The organism is Mesorhizobium waitakense, assembly GCF_056431085.1.
This window is the reverse complement of sequence record NZ_JBWKME010000016.1, coordinates 58,403-78,314: the sequence shown is the minus strand read 5'-3', so window position 1 is coordinate 78,314 and position 19,912 is coordinate 58,403. Positions and strand designations below refer to the sequence as shown.

15 protein-coding genes are annotated in these 19,912 nt (G+C 63.4%); 5 read left to right on the top strand and 10 right to left on the bottom strand.

Annotation, left to right across the window (positions count from 1 at the left end):
* The first annotated feature begins 33 nt into the window (after window positions 1-33).
* Window positions 34-2,271 carry a mannose-1-phosphate guanylyltransferase/mannose-6-phosphate isomerase gene (locus tag AC07FD_RS02960; protein WP_478348576.1) on the top strand — a complete coding sequence of 746 codons (2,238 nt, stop codon included), beginning with the start codon at window positions 34-36 and terminating at the stop codon, window positions 2,269-2,271.
* Window positions 2,272-2,887: 616 nt separating this feature from the next.
* Here AC07FD_RS02960 and betB read toward each other — a convergent pair.
* From betB to betI, 5 genes are read right to left on the bottom strand one after another with little or no spacing between them, the layout of a single operon-like run.
* Window positions 2,888-4,351, bottom strand: a complete 1,464-nt coding sequence (gene betB / locus AC07FD_RS02955; RefSeq protein ID WP_478348575.1) for a betaine-aldehyde dehydrogenase — start codon at window positions 4,349-4,351, stop codon at window positions 2,888-2,890.
* Window positions 4,352-4,402: 51 nt separating this feature from the next.
* The gene (gene betA / locus AC07FD_RS02950) at window positions 4,403-6,055 is read right to left on the bottom strand and encodes a choline dehydrogenase (protein WP_478348574.1); all 1,653 of its coding nucleotides are present in this window, start codon (window positions 6,053-6,055) and stop codon (window positions 4,403-4,405) included.
* A 3-nt stretch (window positions 6,056-6,058) separates the two neighbouring features.
* Window positions 6,059-7,069 (bottom strand): threonine/serine dehydratase, encoded by a 1,011-nt coding sequence (locus AC07FD_RS02945; protein ID WP_478348573.1) that lies wholly within the window; start codon window positions 7,067-7,069, stop codon window positions 6,059-6,061.
* A complete protein-coding gene (gene betC / locus AC07FD_RS02940; RefSeq protein ID WP_478348572.1) occupies window positions 7,066-8,595 on the bottom strand; it encodes a choline-sulfatase in 1,530 nt (509 codons plus the stop codon). Before betC ends, AC07FD_RS02945 begins: the two co-directional genes overlap by 4 nt.
* Window positions 8,592-9,182: a choline-binding transcriptional repressor BetI gene (betI, locus tag AC07FD_RS02935; protein ID WP_478348571.1), complete on the bottom strand. Its 591-nt coding sequence runs from the start codon at window positions 9,180-9,182 to the stop codon at window positions 8,592-8,594. Before betI ends, betC begins: the two co-directional genes overlap by 4 nt.
* Before the next feature lie 199 nt (window positions 9,183-9,381).
* On the opposite strand from betI, the gene AC07FD_RS02930 reads away from it, so the two are divergent.
* Both AC07FD_RS02930 and AC07FD_RS02925 read left to right on the top strand, forming a co-directional pair.
* Complete coding sequence (locus tag AC07FD_RS02930) at window positions 9,382-10,548, top strand: acetyl-CoA acetyltransferase (RefSeq protein WP_478348570.1); 1,167 nt, start codon at window positions 9,382-9,384, stop codon at window positions 10,546-10,548.
* A gap of 124 nt (window positions 10,549-10,672) precedes the next feature.
* Window positions 10,673-11,677 carry an asparaginase gene (locus tag AC07FD_RS02925; RefSeq protein WP_478348569.1) on the top strand — a complete coding sequence of 335 codons (1,005 nt, stop codon included), beginning with the start codon at window positions 10,673-10,675 and terminating at the stop codon, window positions 11,675-11,677.
* 11 nt (window positions 11,678-11,688) lie between these two features.
* On the opposite strand, the gene AC07FD_RS02920 is transcribed toward AC07FD_RS02925, so the two are convergent.
* Window positions 11,689-13,065, bottom strand: a complete 1,377-nt coding sequence (locus AC07FD_RS02920; RefSeq protein ID WP_478348568.1) for a TIGR03808 family TAT-translocated repetitive protein — start codon at window positions 13,063-13,065, stop codon at window positions 11,689-11,691.
* A 121-nt stretch (window positions 13,066-13,186) separates the two neighbouring features.
* Between AC07FD_RS02920 and greA the strand changes: the two genes are divergently transcribed.
* A complete protein-coding gene (gene greA, locus AC07FD_RS02915) occupies window positions 13,187-13,660 on the top strand; it encodes a transcription elongation factor GreA (protein WP_478348567.1) in 474 nt (157 codons plus the stop codon).
* On the opposite strand, the gene AC07FD_RS02910 is transcribed toward greA, so the two are convergent.
* From AC07FD_RS02910 to AC07FD_RS02895, 4 genes are all read right to left on the bottom strand, one after another.
* The gene (locus AC07FD_RS02910) at window positions 13,657-14,046 is read right to left on the bottom strand and encodes a type II toxin-antitoxin system death-on-curing family toxin (RefSeq protein ID WP_478348566.1); all 390 of its coding nucleotides are present in this window, start codon (window positions 14,044-14,046) and stop codon (window positions 13,657-13,659) included. The two genes, greA and AC07FD_RS02910, sit on opposite strands and share 4 nt — an antisense overlap.
* Complete coding sequence (locus AC07FD_RS02905; protein ID WP_184871302.1) at window positions 14,043-14,264, bottom strand: AbrB/MazE/SpoVT family DNA-binding domain-containing protein; 222 nt, start codon at window positions 14,262-14,264, stop codon at window positions 14,043-14,045. The genes AC07FD_RS02910 and AC07FD_RS02905 overlap by 4 nt, the downstream gene beginning before the upstream one ends.
* A 75-nt stretch (window positions 14,265-14,339) precedes the next feature.
* The gene (scpA, locus tag AC07FD_RS02900) at window positions 14,340-16,460 is read right to left on the bottom strand and encodes a methylmalonyl-CoA mutase (protein ID WP_478348565.1); all 2,121 of its coding nucleotides are present in this window, start codon (window positions 16,458-16,460) and stop codon (window positions 14,340-14,342) included.
* Window positions 16,457-17,899 carry a methylmalonyl-CoA mutase subunit beta gene (locus AC07FD_RS02895; protein WP_478348564.1) on the bottom strand — a complete coding sequence of 481 codons (1,443 nt, stop codon included), beginning with the start codon at window positions 17,897-17,899 and terminating at the stop codon, window positions 16,457-16,459. The genes scpA and AC07FD_RS02895 overlap by 4 nt, the downstream gene beginning before the upstream one ends.
* A gap of 335 nt (window positions 17,900-18,234) precedes the next feature.
* Between AC07FD_RS02895 and AC07FD_RS02890 the strand changes: the two genes are divergently transcribed.
* Entirely contained in the window at window positions 18,235-19,782 is a 1,548-nt protein-coding gene (locus AC07FD_RS02890; protein WP_478348563.1) for a helicase HerA-like C-terminal domain-containing protein, read from the top strand.
* The last annotated feature ends 130 nt before the right edge of the window (window positions 19,783-19,912 follow it).

Sequence of the window (19,912 nt, the reverse complement as noted above, 5' to 3'; positions counted from 1 at the left end):
CGGCCACCAATTGCCTCCGAGCGCGAGACCCGAATGACCGAGCGGATCGTTAGTTTTGTCATGAGCGGCGGCATCGGCTCGCGGCTGTGGCCACTGTCTCGCGAGGACAACCCCAAGCAGTTCCACGATCTCTCTGGCGATGGCTCGATGCTGGCCAAGACCTTGCGTCGGCTCACGGCGAGACCGGAGGGCGAAACGCCCATCTTCCTGATCGCCTCGGAGCGTCATGCCGACCGCGTCCGTGCCGACCTTGCCGGCCTCGATCTCGCCGGCGGCGGGCCGTTGTTCGAGCCGACCGGCCGCAACACCGCCGCCGCCGTCGCGCTGGCGACGCTGCGCACGCTGTCCGAGTTCGGCGACAGCCTGGTTCTGGTGGTGCCGTCGGATCACGAGATCAACACCCCGCGCCAATTCTGGCAGAGTGTCGAAGCCGGTGCCGAGGCGGCGCGCGCCGGCCGGCTGGTGGTGTTTGGCGTCAAGCCGACGCAGCCCGAGACCGGCTATGGCTATATCGAAGTCGCGGCCGAAAGCGGCGGCACCTTCGACGTGTCGCGCTTTGTCGAAAAGCCGGACCTTGCGACGGCGCAGAGCTATCTCCAGGCCGGGAATTTCTATTGGAACACCGGCATCTTCCTGTTTCGCGCCGGCGCCATGCGCGACGCCTTCGCCGCGTTCCAACCTGACATCTGGCAGGCCACCGAAGCGGCCTACAGAGCGGCGACATCGGATCTGTCCGGTCTCTATATGCCGCTCGAACTCTATGGGGCCATCCCGTCGAACTCGATCGACTACGCCATCATGGAGCGGGCAAAAGACATCGCCATGGTGCCAGCCGGCTTCCGCTGGAACGATCTCGGCTCCTGGCAGTCGCTGCTCGATGTCGGCCCTGCCGATGACCAGGGCAATGTCGTCATCGGCGATGTCGTCGCCATTGACTGCGAGAACTCCTACATCCGCAGCGACGGCCGCTTGCTGTCCGCAATTGGCATGAAGGACGTCGCCATTGTCTCGACCACTGACGCCACCTTCGTCGCCCCGGTCAGCCACAGCCAGCACGTCAAGAAGATCGTTGAACAGCTCGAGAAATCGGGCCGGCTGGAAACCAGGTTCACGCCGGCGCATGACCGCGTCATCGAAAGCGGCGCCTGGCGGCGGCGCGTGCATCACTGGCTGTTTCAGGAGACCTTGCCGCTGTGGTCGACATCAGGCGTCGACGAACGCCATGGCGGTTTTCACGAAGCGCTCGGCCTTGATGCTTCGCCGCTGATGAAACCCAAGCGCATGCGCACCATGGCAAGGCAGGTCTATGCCTTCGCCGTCGCCAAAGCGCGCGGCTGGGACGGTCCGGCCGACCGGCTGATCAGCCACGGCATCGCGTTCATCGCCGGAAGCGGCCGCACCGACAAAGGCGGCTGGGTGCGCACGCTGAACATCGACGGCTCCGTCGCCGACGCCACCGAGGATGCCTATGATCATTCCTGCGTGCTGCTGGCTCTGGCGCATGCGCATATGTCGGGCAATCCCGACGCCTTGCGGCTCGGCGAGGAAACCTTCGCCTTTCTCGATGCGCATCTCGAGGACAGCCGTATGACCGGGTTCCTCGAGACATCGGACGGCGATGGCGAGCGTCGCTCCAACCCGCACATGCATCTGCTGGAGGCCTTTCTTGCCTGGTATCAGGCGACTGGCGACCGCGCCTATCTGCGTCGTGCCGCCCGCATCATCGACCTGTTCCGCAGTCATTTCTTCGACCCGGAAAGCTGGACACTTGGCGAGTATTTCGATGCCGAATGGAAACCGTCGGCCGGCGAGAAAGGCTCCTGGACCGAGCCTGGCCATCACTTCGAATGGGCCTCGCTGCTGGTTGATTTCGCCGGGCGCAGCGGCCAGGGCGAGCTGCGCGGCTTTGCCAGGAAACTTTATGCCTCGGCCATCGCCAACGGCCTCAACCGCGCCACCGGCCTTTCCTATGGCGCCGTCTCCAGGCAAGGCCTGCCGCTCGACCTCGTTTCACGCAGCTGGCCACAGGCCGAAGCGGTCAAGGCGGCGATTGCGCTCGACGGTGCGGGAGGGCCGGATCTCAAGCCGGAGATCGAGGCGCGGGTCGGCCGGCTGTTCCGCTGGCACATCGACCCGGCGCCGCTCGGCCTGTGGATAGACCGCATCGACGAACGCGGCCGCTCGCTGGCGACAGACGTCCCGGCCAGCATCTTCTACCATCTGGTCTGCGCGTTGACCCAGTATCTGGACAGAACGGCGGAGAAGGGGTGAGGCGTTGGAGGAGTTACGCGCATTTGTAGAGATCCCAGGCGACACAACTCTCTGGAAAACGCAGGGCATTCCTTCCCGTAGAATAAATCTCCCGTTAGATGCCGGTGGACGCTTTCGCTGGTATTATCTGATCTTCGGGATATTTGCACTATGGGCTCTATCGTCGTCTCTGAGCTCTTGTTCCTTTGCTATCCAAAACTGGGAAACGGACAATTGGCTCGACAGACTGGCGTGGGTGGCCAAGGTTCTCGGATACTTTTCCTTGGGCGTTCTTTTTGCGGGAATGTTCGCAAGGATGGTGGCCGACTCGGTGGGTTCGCTGCCGCTGCTCACTCTCACCACGGAAGCGCTGTGGGATAGGCGTCAATCAAACGAACCGATGCCATGGAGCATTATCGAGCGCATCCGGTTTCAATCCAGCAGGGGTACGGTTGTCGTTTATCTGAAACTTGCCCAACCTGTATACCTCAGGAGCGGGCTGTTTCGGATTTGGTGGCGCAATCAGAAGTGGGCTTAAATCAAATGTAATCGTGCTGATTTCAGATTTGGACAAGGATGAGGGAGATATAGCGAAGGTCATCATCGCCCTTGCCAAGAATGCCGGACCGGAATCGGGTCAATACGGGCTGGCCACATCCCCGGTCTCGACATAGATCGACTTCAGCTGCGAATAGAGTGCCAGCGCAGCGAGCGAATTCTCGCGGCCGATGCCGGACTGCTTGAAGCCGCCGAAGGGGATCTCTACCGGCGTCAGATTGTAGGCATTGATCCAGCAGGTGCCGGCCTGCAGCTCGGCGATGACGCGATGGGCGCGCGGCAGGTCGCGCGTGAAGACGCCCGCGGCAAGGCCAAACTCGGTGTCGTTGGCGCGGTCGATCACCTCGTCCTCGCCGTCGAACTTCAGCACGCTCATCACAGGCCCGAAAATCTCCTCGCGGGCGATGCGCATGGTGTCGGTGACGCCGGTGAAGACCGTTGGTTCGACGAAGAAGCCACCGTCGAACCCCTGCAGCGAAGGCACATTGCCGCCGCAGGCCAGAACTGCGCCATCCTGCTTGCCGACCGCGATATAGCCGACCACCTTCTCATGCTGCGCCTTGGAGACCAGCGGTCCCATCTGGGTTTCGGGGTCGAGCGGATCGCCGATGCGGATCTTCTTCGTCCGCTCGACAAGCCGTTCGACGAAGCGGTCGTGGATGCCGCTTTGCACGAAGACACGCGTGCCGTTGGAGCAGATCTGGCCGGTCGAATAGAAATTGCCGAGCATGGCGCCGCCGATGGCGTTCTCGATGTCGGCATCGTTGAAGACGATCAGCGGCGACTTGCCGCCAAGTTCCATCGTCGCGTGCTTCATCTTCGAACCGGCAAGCGACAGCACCTTGCGCCCGGTCGGCACCGAGCCGGTCACCGAGACCTTGGCGACGACATCATGACCGACAAGCCCGGCGCCGACATCGCCATAGCCCTGAACGACGTTGAACAGCCCATCGGGCAGGCCGGCCTCGCTATAGATTTCAGCCAGCGCGAGCGCTGACAGCGGCGTGTTTTCCGACGGCTTGAAAACCATGGCGTTGCCCATGGCCAGCGCCGGCGCTGATTTCCAGCCGGCGATCTGGATCGGGTAGTTCCAGGCGCCGATGCCGACACAGACGCCAAGCGCCTCGCGTCGGGTGTAGGCGAAAGGCCCGCCGAGGTCTATCGCCTCGCCATTGTAGGCGGCAACCGCGCCGCCGAAATATTCCAGACAGTCCGCGGCCGACGGCGCGTCCGCCACCAGTGTCTCCTGGATCGCTTTGCCGGTGTCGAGCGTCTCTATGCGAGCGAGGTCGGCGTTGCGGGCGCGCAAGATGTCGGCGGCGCGGCGCAGGATGCGTCCGCGCTCGACCGGCTTTAGCCGCGCCCAGGCAGGCTGCGCAGCACGCGCGGCCTCGACGGCGAGTTCCAGCACGTTCGGCGTCGCCGAGCGCAGCATGGCGATTGTCTCGCCGGTTGCCGGATAGATGACCGGCAGCGGCGCGCCCTGCTCATCGTCGATGTAGCGTCCGTTGACATAGTGCGATGCCGTGGGCTGGGCGCGCATGGAGGTCTCCAAATCGTCTTCGCTTGGGCGGAACGTTCGCCGGATCATGCTCTATCTGTCGGACGCCTGCCAGCGCGGATTGATCCATGGTTCCTGGTTGGACGGCGCCAGCGGCGTGCGGCCGAGAATGTGGTCGGACGCCTTCTCGCCGGTCATGATCGAAGGCGCATTGAGGTTGCCGTTGGTGACGCGCGGGAAGATCGAGGAATCGGCGACGCGCAATCCCTCGACGCCGATGACCCGGCATTCCGGATCGACGACGCTCATCATGTCGTCGGCGCGGCCCATCTTGCAGGTGCCGCAAGGATGGTAGGCGCTCTCGGCGTGATCCCGGATGAAGACATCGAGATCGTCATCCGACTGCACGTGGCTGCCCGGCGAGATTTCCTTGCCTCGGTAGCCATCGAATGCCTTCTGGCCGAAGATCTCGCGGGTCAGCCGGATGCAGTGGCGGAACTCCGTCCAGTCGTCACGGTGCGACATGTAGTTGAAGCGGATAACCGGCTTCGATTTCGGGTCCGGCGAGCGCAGCGTCACCGAGCCGCGCGACTTCGACCGCATCGGCCCGACATGCGCCTGGAAGCCGTGCGACTTCGCTGCCGCCTTGCCGTCATAGCGGACCGCCGCCGGGATGAAGTGGTACTGGATATCGGGATAGTCGACGCCGGCGCGTGAGCGCACGAAGGCGGCTGCCTCGAAATGGTTGGTGGCGCCCAGCCCGGTCTTGAAGAACAGCCACTGCGCCCCGATCAGCGCCTTCGAGAACGGATTGAGCACCGAGTTCAGCGTGATCGGCTGTGTCGACTCCTGCTGGATGTAGAGCTCCATATGGTCCTGCAGATTGCGGCCGACACCGGGCCGGTCGGCCACCACGGCAATTCTGTTTTCCCTGAGGTGCTCGGCCGGGCCGATGCCCGACAGCATCAGGATCTTGGGCGAATTGATCGACGATGCGGCGATGATCACCTCACGTCGCGCCTTAACGACCTGAATCTGTTTGTGAGCTTCGATCTCGACGCCGACGGCGCGTTGATTCTCGATGATCACCCGGCGGGCGAAACCCTTGAGCAGGCTAACATTCTTGCGGTTTAGCGCCGGCTTTAGATAGGCGCTTGCAGCCGACCAGCGGCGGCCGCCGCGAATGGTCTGCTCCATCGCCCCAAAGCCTTCCTGCTTGGAACCATTGTAGTCGTCGGTCAGTTCGAACCCGGCCTGGCGCCCCGCCTCGACGAAGGCGCCGTAAAGCGGATTGCGTCGCGAGCCGCGCTGTACATGCAATGGCCCGCCATGGCCGCGCCAGCCATCCTCGCCGCCGTCATTGTCCTCCATGCGCTTGAAGTAGGGGAGCACGTCGGCAAAGCCCCAGCCGGTCGCACCTTCTTCGGCCCAATGGTCGAAGTCGCGGGCATGGCCGCGCACATAGACCATGCCGTTGATCGAGGACGAACCGCCGATCACCTTGCCACGCGGCGTCGCCAGCACGCGGCCGCCGAGATGCGGCTCGGGTTCGCTGGCAAAGCCCCAGTCGTAGAGGCTCATATTGAGCGGGATCGACAGCGCCGACGGCATCTGGATCAGCGGCCCGACATCGGTGCCGCCGAATTCGACGACGATCACCGAATGCTTGCCGTCTTCCGACAGCCGATAGGCCATGGCCGAGCCGGCCGAGCCGGAGCCTATGATGACGAAATCCGCTTCAAGCATGGTTCATTTCAGCCCATCGTTCATATGCGTAATGAAATCGGCGAGCGAGACGTTGCCGCCAGTTGCCATCACGAGCACGGTCTTGCCCTTTACATCCACCTTGCCGCCGAGCAGCGCCGCCAGCGAGGCAGCCCCTGACGGTTCGAGCACCAGCTTCATGCGCTCGAAGGCGATCCGCATGGCGCGCCGCACCGATTGATCGTCGACGGTGATGCCACGAACACCTGCGGTCTTGACCGCCGCGAACGGAGCGTCGCCGGGCCGTCGTGACATCAACCCGTCGCAGATCGACTTCGGGCCGATCGGCATCGTCTCGATGCTGCCATGCGCCAGCGACGAGCCCATGCCGTTGAAACCTTCCGGCTCGACGCCGATGATCTCGGTGGCGGGCGACAGATAATGGAAGGCGAGCGAAACGCCGCCGATCAGTCCGCCGCCGCCGACCGAGCAGAACAAAAGGTCGGCGCTGGCGTCCTTGGCGGCAAGCTGGTCGAGCGCTTCGAGGCCGGCGCCCGCCTGACCGGCGACGATCTCCGGATCGTCGAACGGATGCAGAAGGGCCAGCCCTTCGGTCTCGGCGATCTCGCGCGCCTTGGCGGCGGCGACTTCCTCACGTGCGCGCTCGCCATGGTCGGTCAGCACGACACGGGCGCCATAACCTGCGGTGGCGTCGCGTTTGGCGACGGGTGCATCGATCGGCATGACGATGGTGACCGGAATGCCGAGTGTCTGGCCGGCCGCCGCCAGCCCTTGCGCAAAATTGCCGGAGGAATAGGCGACGACGCCTTTCTTCGCCTCGTCGGCCGAAAGCTGCTTCAGCCGCCAATAGGCGCCGCGTATCTTGAACGAGCCTGCCCATTGCAGCGATTCCGGCTTGATGAACACGCGGGCGGCGCCCGTCTCGCGCGCAAGTGCCGCCGATTCCAGCAGCGGCGTAATCTGTGTCGCCCGCGAGGTGACGGCATAGGCCTGCCTGAGATGGTCGAGGGAGGGGACGAGTAGGTCTGCCATCATTCGCCTCGTGGATACCGTTTGCTCTCCTCGAGATTGTCGAGGTTCATGTGATTGCGCATGTAGCGTTCCGACGCCTTTTGCAGCGGCTGGAAATCCCATGGGTAATAGGCGCCGTTGCGCAGCGCCGGATAGACGACCCAGCGGCGCGCCTGGCTCTCGCGCACGGCGGCGTCGAAGCCGGCCATGTCCCAGCGCGCGCGGACCTTGCTCATGAATGCCGCCACCAAGTCTGCATTGGCCGGGTCGCCGGCCAAATTGTCTCGCTCGAGCGGATCGGTCTCGAGATCAAACAGTTGCGGCGGGTCGAACTCGCAATGGACGAATTTGTATCTGCCGTCGCGGATCGCAACGAGTGGTGCGCAGGAGCCCTCCGCCGCATACTCCATCAACACAGGCGCGGCGCGCTGCCCTCCATTGGCAAGCGGCAGCAGCGACTGGCCGTCGGTCCACGGTGCGATCGCCCCGATGTCGATGCCGGCGAGGTCGCAAAGCGTCGGCGCTACATCGAGATTGGAGACGGGCGCTTCGATCAGTCCGGCGCGAACGCCCTTGCCGGCAATCATCAGCGGCACCCGCGCCGAGCCTTCGAAGAAGCTCATCTTGAACCACAGGCCGCGCTCGCCGAGCATGTCGCCATGGTCCGAGCAGAACAGGATGATGGTCTCGTCCAGCATGCGCGTTCGCTGCAGGACGTCCAGAAGCTCGCCGAGCTTGTCATCGACATAGGAGATGTTGGCGAAATAGCCGCGCCGGGAACGACGTACTTGTTCAGGGGTGATCTCGAAAGACGGATAGTCGCTGGCGTGGTACAGCCGCTGCGAATGCGTGTCCTGCTCGTCATGCGCGATGAACCCGGTTTCCGGGTCCAGCGCCTGGCAGTGTTCGTAGAGATCCCAATACTGCTTGCGGGCCACATAGGGATCGTGCGGGTGCGACAGCGAAACGGTGAGGCACCAGGGCCGATGGTTCGCATCGTCCTGCTCGCGCGAAAGCTGATAGAGTTTCTGCGTGGCCAGGAACACGACCTCGTCGTCATATTCCATCTGGTTGGTGGTCTCGGCGACGCCAGCGCCGGTCACCGAGCCCAGATTGTGATACCACCATTCGATGCGCTCGCCGGGATTGCGGTAATCCGGCGTCCAGCCGAAATCGGCCGGATAGATGTCGGTGGTCAGCCGCTCCTCGAAGCCGTGCAACTGGTCCGGTCCGACGAAATGCATCTTGCCCGACAGGCAGGTGTAGTAGCCGGCGGCGCGCAGATGATGGGCAAAGGTCGGGATCGACGAGACGAATTCAGCGGCATTGTCATAGACCCCGGTGCGAGACGGCAACTGCCCGCTCATGAACGAGGCCCGCCCTGGCGCGCAAAGTGGCGATGCGGTGTAGTTGTTGGCAAAGCGCGCCGAGCGGGCGGCCAGAGCCTTGAGATGCGGCACATGCAGGAAGTCCGCTGGCCCATCCGGGAACAACGTACCGTTGAGCTGATCGACCATGACGATCAGGAAATTGGGTCGCTTCGTTATCACTGTTTGCGCCGCTCGCCGAGTTTGGTTTCGAGATAGTCTTCGACCAGCGCGACCGCGGTCGCGGCGTTGGGCACGCCGTCCTTCAGCGCCCGCCTTATGTAGAGCCCGTCGATCAGCGCCGCGGTCGCTTCGGCGACGCGATCGGCCTCGGCTCTCGGCAAGATGCCGGTCAGCCCGCTCAACAGGTTGGAGTGCAGGCGTCGCGCATAGACCTTGAGTAGCCGGCGCAGCGCCGCCGATTTCTGCGCCTCGACATAGAAGGCGAGCCAGGCGGCGATGGTTTGCGGTTGGAACTGGAGGTCGGAGAAGTTGACGGCCACGACCGCCGAAACGCGCTCGCGCGGGCTGCCGGCGGCACCAAGGGCGCGCCGCGTGTCGATGGTCAGTTCGGCCAGGATGTGGCGCATCGTCGCCAGCAACAGTTCGTCCTTGGCGCCGAAATAATGATGGGCAAGGGCCGAGGACACGCCGGCGCGGCCGGCGATCTCGGACATGGTCACGTCGAGCGAGCCGCGTTCGCCGATCGCCGAGATCGTCGCGTCGATGAGCGCCTTGCGGCGCAGGGGTTCCATTCCGACTTTCGGCATCTCGCTAGGGTCCTTTGAAGCAGGATTATTTTTTATTGACGGGTCAATCAACAAAAAAATCGGTGGTCGCTAGCCTGCACCAAGCGATTGTCCAGTTCCGGCCCTTCCCGGCACGGGCATGATTGTTTATATTTGAACAATAAAGGCGAAGTGCGCCATGAGCCCTCATGCTAGGCTGGCGCCAAGGATGGAGACCGCCATGACCGCATGCATCGTTGGCTGGGCGCATTCGCGCTTCGGTAAGCTCGAGGGCGAGACGCTCGAAAATCTTATCGTCAAGGTGGCGACCGACGCACTCGACCATGCCGGCATCGGGCCGGACGAGGTCGACGAGATCGTGCTCGGCCACTTCAACGCCGGCTTTTCGGCGCAGGATTTCACCGCAAGCCTGGTGCTTCAGGCCGACGACCGGCTGCGCTTCAAACCGGCGACGCGCGTCGAAAACGCTTGCGCCACCGGTTCGGCGGCGGTCAGGCAGGGCATCCGTGCCATCGACGCCAACGCTGCTCGCATCGTGCTGGTGGTCGGCGCCGAGCAGATGACGACGACGCCGGGACCCGAAATCGGCAAGAACCTGCTCAAGGCTTCCTATCTGCCCGAGGATGGCGAGACGCCGGCGGGTTTCGCCGGGGTCTTCGGCAAGATCGCGCAGGCCTATTTCCAGCGCTATGGCGACCAGTCGGACGCGCTGGCGATGATTGCCGCCAAGAACCACAAGAACGGCGTCGACAATCCCTACGCGCAGATGCGCAAGGATTTCGGCTATGAGTTCTGCCGCCAGGAAAGCGAAAAGAACCCCTTCGTTGCCGGCCCGTTGAAGCGCACCGACTGCTCGCTGGTCTCCGACGGCGCCGCGGCCCTTGTCCTTGCCGACACCGCGACGGCACTGAAGATGCGCCGCGCCGTTGCCTTCCGCGCCAACGAGCATGTGCAGGACTTCCTGCCGATGTCGAAGCGCGACATCCTGACCTTCGAAGGCTGCGAACAAGCCTGGACACGTGCGCTGAAGAATGCCGGCGTGACGCTCGACGATCTGTCCTTCGTCGAGACGCATGACTGCTTCACCATCGCCGAACTGATCGAGTATGAGGCGATGGGCCTGGCCAAGCCGGGCGAGGGGGCAAAGCTCGCCATGAGCGGCGAGACCGCCAGGGATGGCCGCCTGCCCGTCAATCCGTCGGGCGGGCTGAAGGCCAAGGGCCACCCGATCGGCGCCACCGGTGTTTCCATGCATGTTCTGACCGCCATGCAGCTTGTCGGCGAAGCCGGCGGCATCCAGGTGCCGGGCGCAAAACTCGGCGGCATCTTCAACATGGGTGGCGCGGCGGTCGCCAACTACGTTTCCATTCTCGACCGGATCAGATAAACCGCCCGCATTACAGCGCCGCGCACCTTTTGAGGCGCGCAAAGGACGCTGTAACACTTTGATTCTGCGCATGACCTCGAAGATTGGTTCCGATCTTCGAGGTCATGCGCAAGCGGGAGGGTTCATGACAAATCCGGTTCTGATCGAAGTCTTGCGCGGCGCGATCGTCGAGAGCGCCCATCGCGGTGCTGTCGCGGTCTTCGATGCCGACGGCAAGCCGGTCCTGGAGATCGGCGACACCTCGAGGCCGGTGTTTCCGCGCTCCGCGGTCAAGGCGATCCAGGCATTGCCGCTGGTCGAAAGCGGCACGGCCGATGCCTATGGCTTCGGCAACCGCGAACTGGCGCTTGCCTGTGCCTCCCATTCGGGCGAGCCGGCGCATGTAGAGTTGGCGCGTTCCATGCTGGCCAGGGCCGGGCTGGACGGGACGGCGCTGGAATGCGGCGCGCATTGGCCCTCCAGTCATGACGCGGAGATTGCGATGGCCCGCGCCGGCGGTTCGCCGAACGCGCTGCACAACAACTGCTCCGGCAAGCATTCCGGCTTCCTCTGCACCTGTGTCCACGCTGGCATTGGACACCGCGGCTATGTCAAGCCGGAGCACGCCTTGCAGGAGATGGTGCGCGACGTCATGCAGGCAGTGACGGGCGCTGTCCATGGTGCCGATGAACGAGCGACCGACGGCTGCTCGATCCCGACCTACGCGGTGCCGCTCAGGAGCTTCGCCCTCGGCTTTGCCCGTATGGCCACGACAAATGGTTTTGGTCCCGAGCGAGCCAAGGCCGCAAAGCGTCTGATGACCGCCTGCATGGCAGAACCGTTCTTCGTCGCTGGCACCGGCCGTGCCGATGTCGCTCTGATGGAGGCCGCGCCCGGGCGGATTTTTGCGAAAGGCGGCGCCGAAGGTGTTCACTGTGCCGCAATTCCGGAAATTGGCCTCGGCATCGCGCTCAAATGCGATGACGGTGCCGGCCGCGCCGGCGAAGCCATGGTTGCCGCCGTCCTTGCCAGGCTGCTGCACGCGGACGAGGCTTTGGCGGCGAAGCTGCTCGAACTGGCCAACGCTCCGATTGAAAGCCGGATTGGCGCCAAGGTCGGGGCGCTGAGGCCGACAGTGGCCTTGGACTAGAAGTCCAGCATTCAGCTGACGTGATTGCGCTCGACGGTCAGGTGCGCGTAACCGCTCTTGTCCAATGATGTCAGGTCGCCTGTCGCCGGCTCGGCCCAGCGCTGGCCGACAACGGCGCCGTTCAGCGCGCCATCGATGACATTGTCCGAGATGACGGCCGTGCCGGCGCCCTCGACCACGCTGACGACGATGCCGGTTCCAGTCTTGCGGATGATGTTGCCGGTCGCCACGATATTGCGCAGGTACGGCCCCCAGCCGATCTGCATGCCATAGAGCGGTGCGTTCTCGATGACATTGTTGGAAACGGTGGTGTCGGCCTCGACGCCAATGCCGACGCCAAAGCCGGGCGCGTCAGCGGGGTAGGGACCGCTGGTCGACAGATTGCGCACGATGTTGCCCGAGCAGACACCCATGCGGCCACCTTCGTTGAAGTTGACGATCGAGATGCCGTTGGCGGCGCCGTCGACGATGTTGTTGCTGATGATGGCGCCTTCGAACGAGAATTCGGAATAGACCGCGGTCTCGCCCGAGTGCGAGCAGGTGTTGCCTGAAATCTGCAGATTGCTGGCGCTGTTGGCGCGGATTGCCGAGAAGGCGCAGTCCGAGACGATGTTGCCCGAAATGACGACATTGCCGGCCCGGAAGGCGTTGATGCCATTGCCGTTCTGCCCGGTGCCGCCACTGCGCGCCTGGATGCGCTCGACGCGGTTGCCGGTGACCATGGTGCCATCTTCCGCCGCCCGCCAGCGGTGCACCAGGATGCCGCCATTGGCGCAGTCGGAGACGGTGTTGCCCGTGATTGCCAGCCCATCAGCCTCGACCGAATAGATGCCGGCATCGGCAGCCCCTGATATGTCCGAGCGCTCGATCCGGCCCGCCGCGTGTTCCAGCGCCAATCCGTTCTTGCCGCTGCCGGTTATCTGGCAATTGTCGACAACGAGGTGCGCGACCCGGCGCAGATCGAGCAATCCTTGCGCGTAGTCGCCCATCGAGCGGTTGCTGCCATCGAAGACCAGCCCGCTGAGTTCGATATGGTCGGCCTGTTCGGCCATGAACAGGTGGCCATCACCGCCATAGACGATCCGCGTTGCGCCCGGCACGCCGGAAAGACGCACGCGGCTGGGCAGCGAGAGGTTGGACACCACATAGGTGCCGGGCGGGAGGAACACCGGCATGTCGCGGTCGTTGGCATCACGCAGGAGCTTGGCGAAGGCCTTGCTCTGATCATCGAAGGTGCCAGGTGAGACGCCAAGTTCGGTGGCGTTGATCGAACCGCGCATCGAGGCTTTCTCGATGCCGCTCAGGTTGGCAGCTGCCGCTCTGCCAAGCGAGAGGCCCAAGACGGCAAAGCCGGCGGTTCCGGTTAAAAACGTTCGTCTGTTCAACATCGGCACAGGATCCCAGCGTTCCACCCAGACACCGCAGGATTCGTGCCAGACGGTCTGTCGCTGCTTGCCAGCGCAGCGACAATGGCTTGTCGAGCAGCCTCTCCGCGCCTAAGCTCAGCGGATGAGCAGAGCTTTTACCCGAGAGGAAGACAGCGAAAACGCCATCGCCGGCATCGGCGAGCGGCCGATCAGCCAGCACCGCAACCTGGTGACGGAGACCGGCCTGGCGATGATCGAGGAGAATCTGGCCGATCTGCGCGACATATTGGCGCAGGCCGAAAGGAAGGCGGACCGCGAGCGCATTGCGGTGGTGTCGCGCGACTTGCGCTATTGGACCGCCCGGCGCGAAAACGCCGAACTGTCCGTGCCGGAGCCGGGCAGCGATCTGGTGCGCTTCGGCATGGGCGTCACGCTCGAGGGCGATGACGACAGGAAGGTGCACTGGAAAATCGTCGGCGAGGACGAGGCCGACCCGGCCAAGGGCACCATTTCCCACGTGTCGCCGATGGCCGTCGCCCTGTTCGGCAAGAAGGTCGGCGACGTGGCTGTGGTCAACGGCAAGGAATGGGAGATCGTCAAGCTCTCCGACAGTTAGTCTTCGAGCTTGACGACATGGTCGCGGAAGAAAGCCGCGGCTCCGGCTTCATCGATTTCGCCGGAAGCGACGGCCATGACGAATTCGTAAAGCGTGCCGTTGTCAGCTGTCAGAACATGGCCGTTCACAATCAAAAATGCGCCGGCGGCCACGATGGCTGTACGCTTGTTACCGTCGACAAAGGCATGATTCCTGGCAATGCCAAAGACATAGGCAGCGGCGGGATCCTCGACCGACGGGTCCCCATAGTTCGCCTTGTTTTCAGCGCGGGCGAGCGCCGATTCGAGCGCATTTTCATCTCTCAAACCTTGCGCTCCGCCGTGCCTGCGCAATTGCTCGGCATGCATCGCTTCGACCGCGCGACGTGATAGAAACTCCCAGCTCATTCGGCGAGTTTCTGTAGTGCGACCTTGTACTTGTCCATGACCTTGCGAGCTGCTTCCATCTGCCGCTCGAAACTGTCGTCCACCGCCTTGAGGACGATGTCCTTATCCGTTTCGAGAATCTGAAGCTGGTCGCCGGCTTTGAGGTTCAGACGTTCAAGCAGCTCCTTGGGCAGGATTACACCTTCGGAATTGCCGATCTTGCGAATGGTCGTGTTCATGATGGATCATCCTGTTGCAACGCCGATTATAACCAGAGCGAAGTGTTGTTGCAACAGAGATTATAACAGCTCCCGTCAGGCCTTCAGCAGACGGTCCAGCAGGCGATCCGCCGCTTCCGGAATGACCGTGCCCGGCGGGAAGATTTCCGCAGCACCGGCTTGCAGCACCGCGTCATAGTCTTGTGGCGGGATGACGCCGCCGGCGACGATCAGCATGTCGCCGCGGCCGAGCTTCTTCAGCGCATCGCCCAATTCCGGGATCAGCGTCAGATGTCCCGCCGCCAGTGAAGAGGCGCCGATGATATGAACGTCATGTGCGACCGCCAGCCTGGCGATCTCATCCGGTGTCTGGAACATCGCACCGACGGTGACGTCGAAGCCGAGATCGGCGAAGGCGGTGGCGATGACTTTCTGTCCACGGTCGTGGCCGTCCTGTCCCATCTTGGCAACGAGGATGCGCGGCTTGCCACCAGATTTCTTCTCAAAGGCTTCAAGCTTGTCCTGCAACCCTTCGACCACGGAATTGTCGCCGAGCGCCTTTCGATAGACACCGGAGATCGTCTGCACCGTAGCGACATGGCGGCCGAAGGTTCTTTCCAGGGCGAACGAGATTTCGCCGACCGTGGCATTGGCGCGCGCGGCGCGGACGGCGAACTCCAGCAGGTTTTCATTGCCTTCAGCGGCACGGGTCAGCGCATCGAGCGCGCTCTCGACCGCGCCGACATCGCGTGTGCCTTTCAGCCGCTGCAGCTTCGACAATTGCCGCGCCCTGACTTCGGCATTGTCGATCTTCAGCACGTCGACCTTGATGTCGGTCTCGGGGCGATGCGCATTGACGCCGACCAGCATCTGCTCACCGGAATCGATGCGTGCCTGCGTGCGGGCCGCCGCTTCCTCGATGCGCAGTTTGGGAATGCCTTGTTCGGTCGCCGCGGCCATGCCGCCGAGCGCCTCGATTTCTTCGATATGGGAAAGCGCGCGCGCAGCCAGATCATGCGTCAGCCGTTCGAGATAGGCCGAACCGCCCCACGGGTCGATGATGCGCGTGGTGCCGGATTCCTTCTGCAGGATCAGCTGCGTGTTGCGGGCGATCCGCGCCGAATGGTCGGTCGGCAGCGCCATCGCCTCGTCGAAGGAATTGGTGTGCAGCGACTGCGTGTGGCCCTGCGTCGCCGCCATTGCCTCGATCATGGTGCGAATGATGTTGTTGTAGGGGTCCTGCGCCGTCAGCGACCAGCCCGAGGTCTGGCAGTGTGTGCGCAGCGACAGCGACCGCTCGTCCTTGGGCGAAAAATTCTTCGCCATCAAGGTCGCCCACAGCAGGCGCGCGGCCCGCAGCTTGGCGACTTCCATGAAGAAGTTCATGCCGATCGCCCAGAAGAAGGACAGGCGCGGGGCGAAGCGGTCGATATCCAAGCCCGCCGCAACGCCGGCGCGGGCATATTCGATGCCGTCGGCGATCGTATAGGCGAGCTCCAGGTCGGCCGTCGCTCCGGCCTCCTGCATGTGATAGCCGGAGATCGAGATCGAATTGAACTTCGGCATGTTCTTCGACGTATACGAGAAGATGTCCGAAACGATCCGCATCGAGGGCTTCGGCGGATAGATGTAGGTGTTGCGGACCATGAACTCCTTCAGAATGTCGTTCTGAATGGTTCCGGCGAGATCCTTCTGCGCAACGCCCTGTTCTTCCGCCGCCACGATGTAAAGCGCCATGATCGGCAGCACCGCGCCGTTCATGGTCATCGACACCGTCATGTCGCCGAGCGGAATGCCGTCGAAGAGCTGCCGCATGTCGAGAATGGAATCGATGGCGACGCCCGCCATGCCGACATCGCCGGCGACACGCGGATGGTCGCTGTCGTAGCCGCGATGCGTGGCGAGATCGAAGGCGACCGACAGTCCTTTCTGGCCGGCGGCAAGATTGCGCCGGTAGAAAGCGTTGGACTCCTCCGCCGTCGAGAAGCCGGCATATTGCCGGATCGTCCAGGGCTGCTGGACATACATGGTCGGGTAGGGGCCGCGCACGAAGGGCGGCAGGCCGGGATAGGTGTCGAGATGTGGCAACCCCTTGAGGTCGCTTTGATTGTACAGATGCCTGGCGACAAGGCCTTCCGGCGTGATCCGCTGGCCTTTGACCTCGACGGGTGCGCGGCGTGGCGATACCCAGCCGATCTGGCTGAAATCCGGGATCAAGAGGCGGCTCCGATCGATTGGTCTATGCGGACCGGAAAAAGGGGTTCGCAGACGGCAACGCCTTCGGTGAAGGCGGGCCGCCGTTCCGCTGCCAGCGTCTCGACGGGACGTTCGCTTTTCGACGGGTAGAGCGTGGTGCCGATGATGACCCGCTCGCCAGCCTGGTAGGCTGCGTTGCGTCGCGCCGCCGCGGCGTGAACGCGCTTCTGGATATGTCCGTCCTGAAGGCTGGACAGGACGCCACCCTCGGCCTCGATCGTCTGTAGTTCCGCCCACGCCATCTCGCACAGTTCCGCGGTCAGCGCTTCGACCCCGCCGGAGCCATAGGCTGGATCGGCGACATGATCGATATGGCTCTCATGGGCCATGATCAGCTGCGCGTTGCGGGCGACGCGGCGGGCAAAACCCGCCGGCAAGCCATGCGCGATCGTGTGCGGCAGGATGGAGATCGAATCGGCGCCGCCGGATGCCGCGGCAAAGCAGGCAATCGTGGTGCGCAGGATGTTGGTTTCCGGATCCATGGCCGTCATCATGCGAAACGACGTCTCGGCATGGATATTGGCGGTGGAATTGGGGATCGAGCAGGCCTCCTGCAGCCGTGCCCAAAGCCTGCGCAGCGCCCGCACCTTGGCTACCGACAGGAACTGGTCCTGGTCGACGCTGAGCGCGAAGCCGATATGGGGTGCGGCATAGACAAGCGGCTGCCGCGCCGTCTCGAACATTCTCAGGTAGGACACGGCGGAAGCCAGCATGATGCCAAGCTCTTGCGCCTCCGTGGCGCCGGCGTTGTGGAACACGCGCCCGTCCGCCTCCAGGAGCACGCCCGGAACGCCCATCGAGAAGAAATGCGCCAGCGACTGCGGCATCGAGGCCCGTAGCGCCTCGATCGACATGCGCAGCCGGCCGGTTCCGGCGAAGATCGCCGCCGGATCGATGCCGAAGGAGAGGTTGAGCTTTGCCGGATCCGAACGGCGCTTGCTCAGGAACGCCACCAGCCAGTCGGCCACGGCGCGGCTCCACGGATGCGCATCGATACGGACCTGGATGCGGTTGAGCGGTACGCCGTCCAGCACTGTCTCCAGCGCCTGCGCCGTTCTCGGCAGGCCGTAGCCGAATGCGTTCGGCGCGCCTTCGAAGACAAGCGACAATCCCGTCGCGCCTTGGGCTACGTCTTCCAGGGCCTGGGTTCTGGCGCGCTCGATGTCCGGGTCATCGATGCGCTGGCTGACGATCCAGGGCAATTTCGGGTTTGCGCGCACGATCGGTTCCGCTGCGATGCTGCGGTCGTAGAGCGGTTCGATACGGATGTTGTCGTCGGTGTGCGAGACCAGCTTTTCCTCGAAGGATGCGCCAGCCAACGCCTTTTCCGCCAGGGCCAGCCATCGCTGGCGCTCGGCATTCTCGGGTTCAACGTCCTGGATCAAGGCTCCAGCGCCCATCCGTCTTCCTCACTTTCATGCGGCCGCACCAGCCTGGAGCAGTTCAGTCTATGGTCCACCGTCCGATATCGCAATGCAATGCGCTTTCAGGGTCGGAATTCAATCCATCAGATATAGGTAGCGTGCATGGACGAACCATGAACGATTGCCAAACACCGGCAAAATCCGCAAGCTCCAAAAAACCGATTTGGACGATTGGCCCCCACTTGGACGATTGGCCCCACTTGAACGATTGGCCCCCACTTGAACGATTGGCATTGTCGCTGTGCAAGGGCCTCACTATACCTGCGGTAAGCCCACTGGCTTAAACACATCAGTTTGCGGAGACCCGACTTATGGCTGACGACACCAGCATTTTCATCGGCGCCAGCCGCAAGCCGGACGACAGCTATCAGCGTGCCGAGCACCTGCTGCTGCAATATGGAAATCGTCACGGCCTGGTGACCGGCGCCACCGGCACAGGCAAGACCGTCAGCTTGCAGATCTTGGCCGAAGGTTTTTCCAATGCCGGCGTGCCGGTGTTCTGCGCCGACATCAAAGGCGACCTGTCCGGCATCGCCATGATGGGCACGGCACAGGATTTCCTCGTCAAGCGGGCCGAGCAGGTCAAGCTAGACCCGTATGACTTCCAGGAATTTCCGGTCATTTTCTGGGATCTGTTCGGCGAGCAGGGCCACCCGATCCGCGCCACCGTTTCCGAAATGGGGCCGTTGCTTCTGTCGCGCCTGATGAACCTGACCGAGGCACAGGAAGGCATCATGAACATCGCCTTCCGGCTGGCGGACGAGGAAGGCCTGCTGCTGCTCGACATGAAGGACCTGCAGGCGCTGCTGGCCAACATCGCCGAGCGCGCGGACGAGTTGGGTTCGCGTTACGGCAATGTGACCAAGCCTTCCGTGGGAGCCATCCAACGCACGCTGCTGGTTTTGGAGCAGCAAGGCGCGGCGCATTTCTTCGGCGAGCCGGCCTTGCGCATCGCCGACATCATGCGCACCACCCGTGACGGGCGCGGCGCCATCAGCGTGCTTGCCGCCGACAAGCTGATGATGAATCCGCGGCTCTATGCGACCTTCCTGTTGTGGCTGATGTCGGAGCTGTTCGAGGTGCTGCCTGAAGTCGGCGATCCCGACAGGCCGAAGCTGGTGTTCTTCTTCGACGAAGCGCACCTGCTTTTCGAGGACGCACCGAAAGTGCTGATCGACCGGGTCGAACAGGTGGTTCGGCTGATCCGCTCGAAGGGCGTTGGCGTCTATTTTGTCACGCAAAACCCGCTCGATGTTCCAGAAACGGTTCTCGCCCAGCTCGGCAACCGGGTGCAGCATGCGCTGCGCGCCTATACGCCGCGCGAGCAGAAGGCGGTGAAGACCGCAGCCGAGACCTTCAGGCCGAATCCCGACTTCGATTGCGCCACCGCGATCACCCAGCTTGGCACCGGCGAGGCGCTGGTCTCGACGCTCGAAACCAAGGGTGTTCCATCCATGGTGCAGCGAACGCTGATCCGCCCGCCGGCCTCGCGCCTTGGGCCGATCACCCCTGCCGAGCGGCAAAAGCTGATCCAGGAAAGCCCGGTCGCCGGCCAGTACGATCAGGTCATCGATCGCGAATCGGCTTTCGAGATGCTGCAGAAAAAGGCCAGGGAGGCGCAGGACGCCGAAGAGCAGGCGCAGCAGGCGGGAGGCGGCGGTTCGCGCTGGACCATTCCCGGCTTCGGCAATGACGACCCGGCACCGCAATCGGGTGGTAGGCGCGCACCGGCGCCGCGCCCGTCCAATCGCCAGACGGTGGCGGAAGCCGCGATCAAGTCGGTGGTGCGCTCTGTGGGTTCGTCGGTCGGCCGGGCGATCGTGCGCGGGATATTGGGAAGTTTGTCGCGGGGGCGGTAAGGAGCGGCAGCTATGCGACAGAAGCGGTCATCCACGGTTCCCGAATGACCGCAGTTGGGCCGACAACGGACCGGCCGCTTCGAGCCCGCGGATATCGAAGCGGACATTCGCGTCGACGTGGGCATGATCA

Excerpts from the sequence above, each read along its gene's own strand:
- greA (WP_478348567.1), top strand. The coding sequence starts at position 13,187 with ATGAGCAGAGCTTTTACCCGAGAGGAAGACAGCGAAAACGCCATCGCC.
- AC07FD_RS02930 (WP_478348570.1), top strand. The coding sequence starts at position 9,382 with ATGACCGCATGCATCGTTGGCTGGGCGCATTCGCGCTTCGGTAAGCTC.
- betB (WP_478348575.1), bottom strand. The coding sequence starts at position 4,351 with ATGCGCGCCCAGCCCACGGCATCGCACTATGTCAACGGACGCTACATC.
- betA (WP_478348574.1), bottom strand. The coding sequence starts at position 6,055 with ATGCTTGAAGCGGATTTCGTCATCATAGGCTCCGGCTCGGCCGGCTCG.
- AC07FD_RS02895 (WP_478348564.1), bottom strand. The coding sequence starts at position 17,899 with ATGGGCGCTGGAGCCTTGATCCAGGACGTTGAACCCGAGAATGCCGAG.
- AC07FD_RS02945 (WP_478348573.1), bottom strand. The coding sequence starts at position 7,069 with ATGATGGCAGACCTACTCGTCCCCTCCCTCGACCATCTCAGGCAGGCC.
- AC07FD_RS02905 (WP_184871302.1), bottom strand. The coding sequence starts at position 14,264 with ATGAACACGACCATTCGCAAGATCGGCAATTCCGAAGGTGTAATCCTG.
- AC07FD_RS02920 (WP_478348568.1), bottom strand. The coding sequence starts at position 13,065 with ATGTTGAACAGACGAACGTTTTTAACCGGAACCGCCGGCTTTGCCGTC.
- betI (WP_478348571.1), bottom strand. The coding sequence starts at position 9,182 with ATGCCGAAAGTCGGAATGGAACCCCTGCGCCGCAAGGCGCTCATCGAC.
- AC07FD_RS02960 (WP_478348576.1), top strand. The coding sequence starts at position 34 with ATGACCGAGCGGATCGTTAGTTTTGTCATGAGCGGCGGCATCGGCTCG.
- AC07FD_RS02890 (WP_478348563.1), top strand. The coding sequence starts at position 18,235 with ATGGCTGACGACACCAGCATTTTCATCGGCGCCAGCCGCAAGCCGGAC.
- AC07FD_RS02910 (WP_478348566.1), bottom strand. The coding sequence starts at position 14,046 with ATGAGCTGGGAGTTTCTATCACGTCGCGCGGTCGAAGCGATGCATGCC.
- AC07FD_RS02925 (WP_478348569.1), top strand. The coding sequence starts at position 10,673 with ATGACAAATCCGGTTCTGATCGAAGTCTTGCGCGGCGCGATCGTCGAG.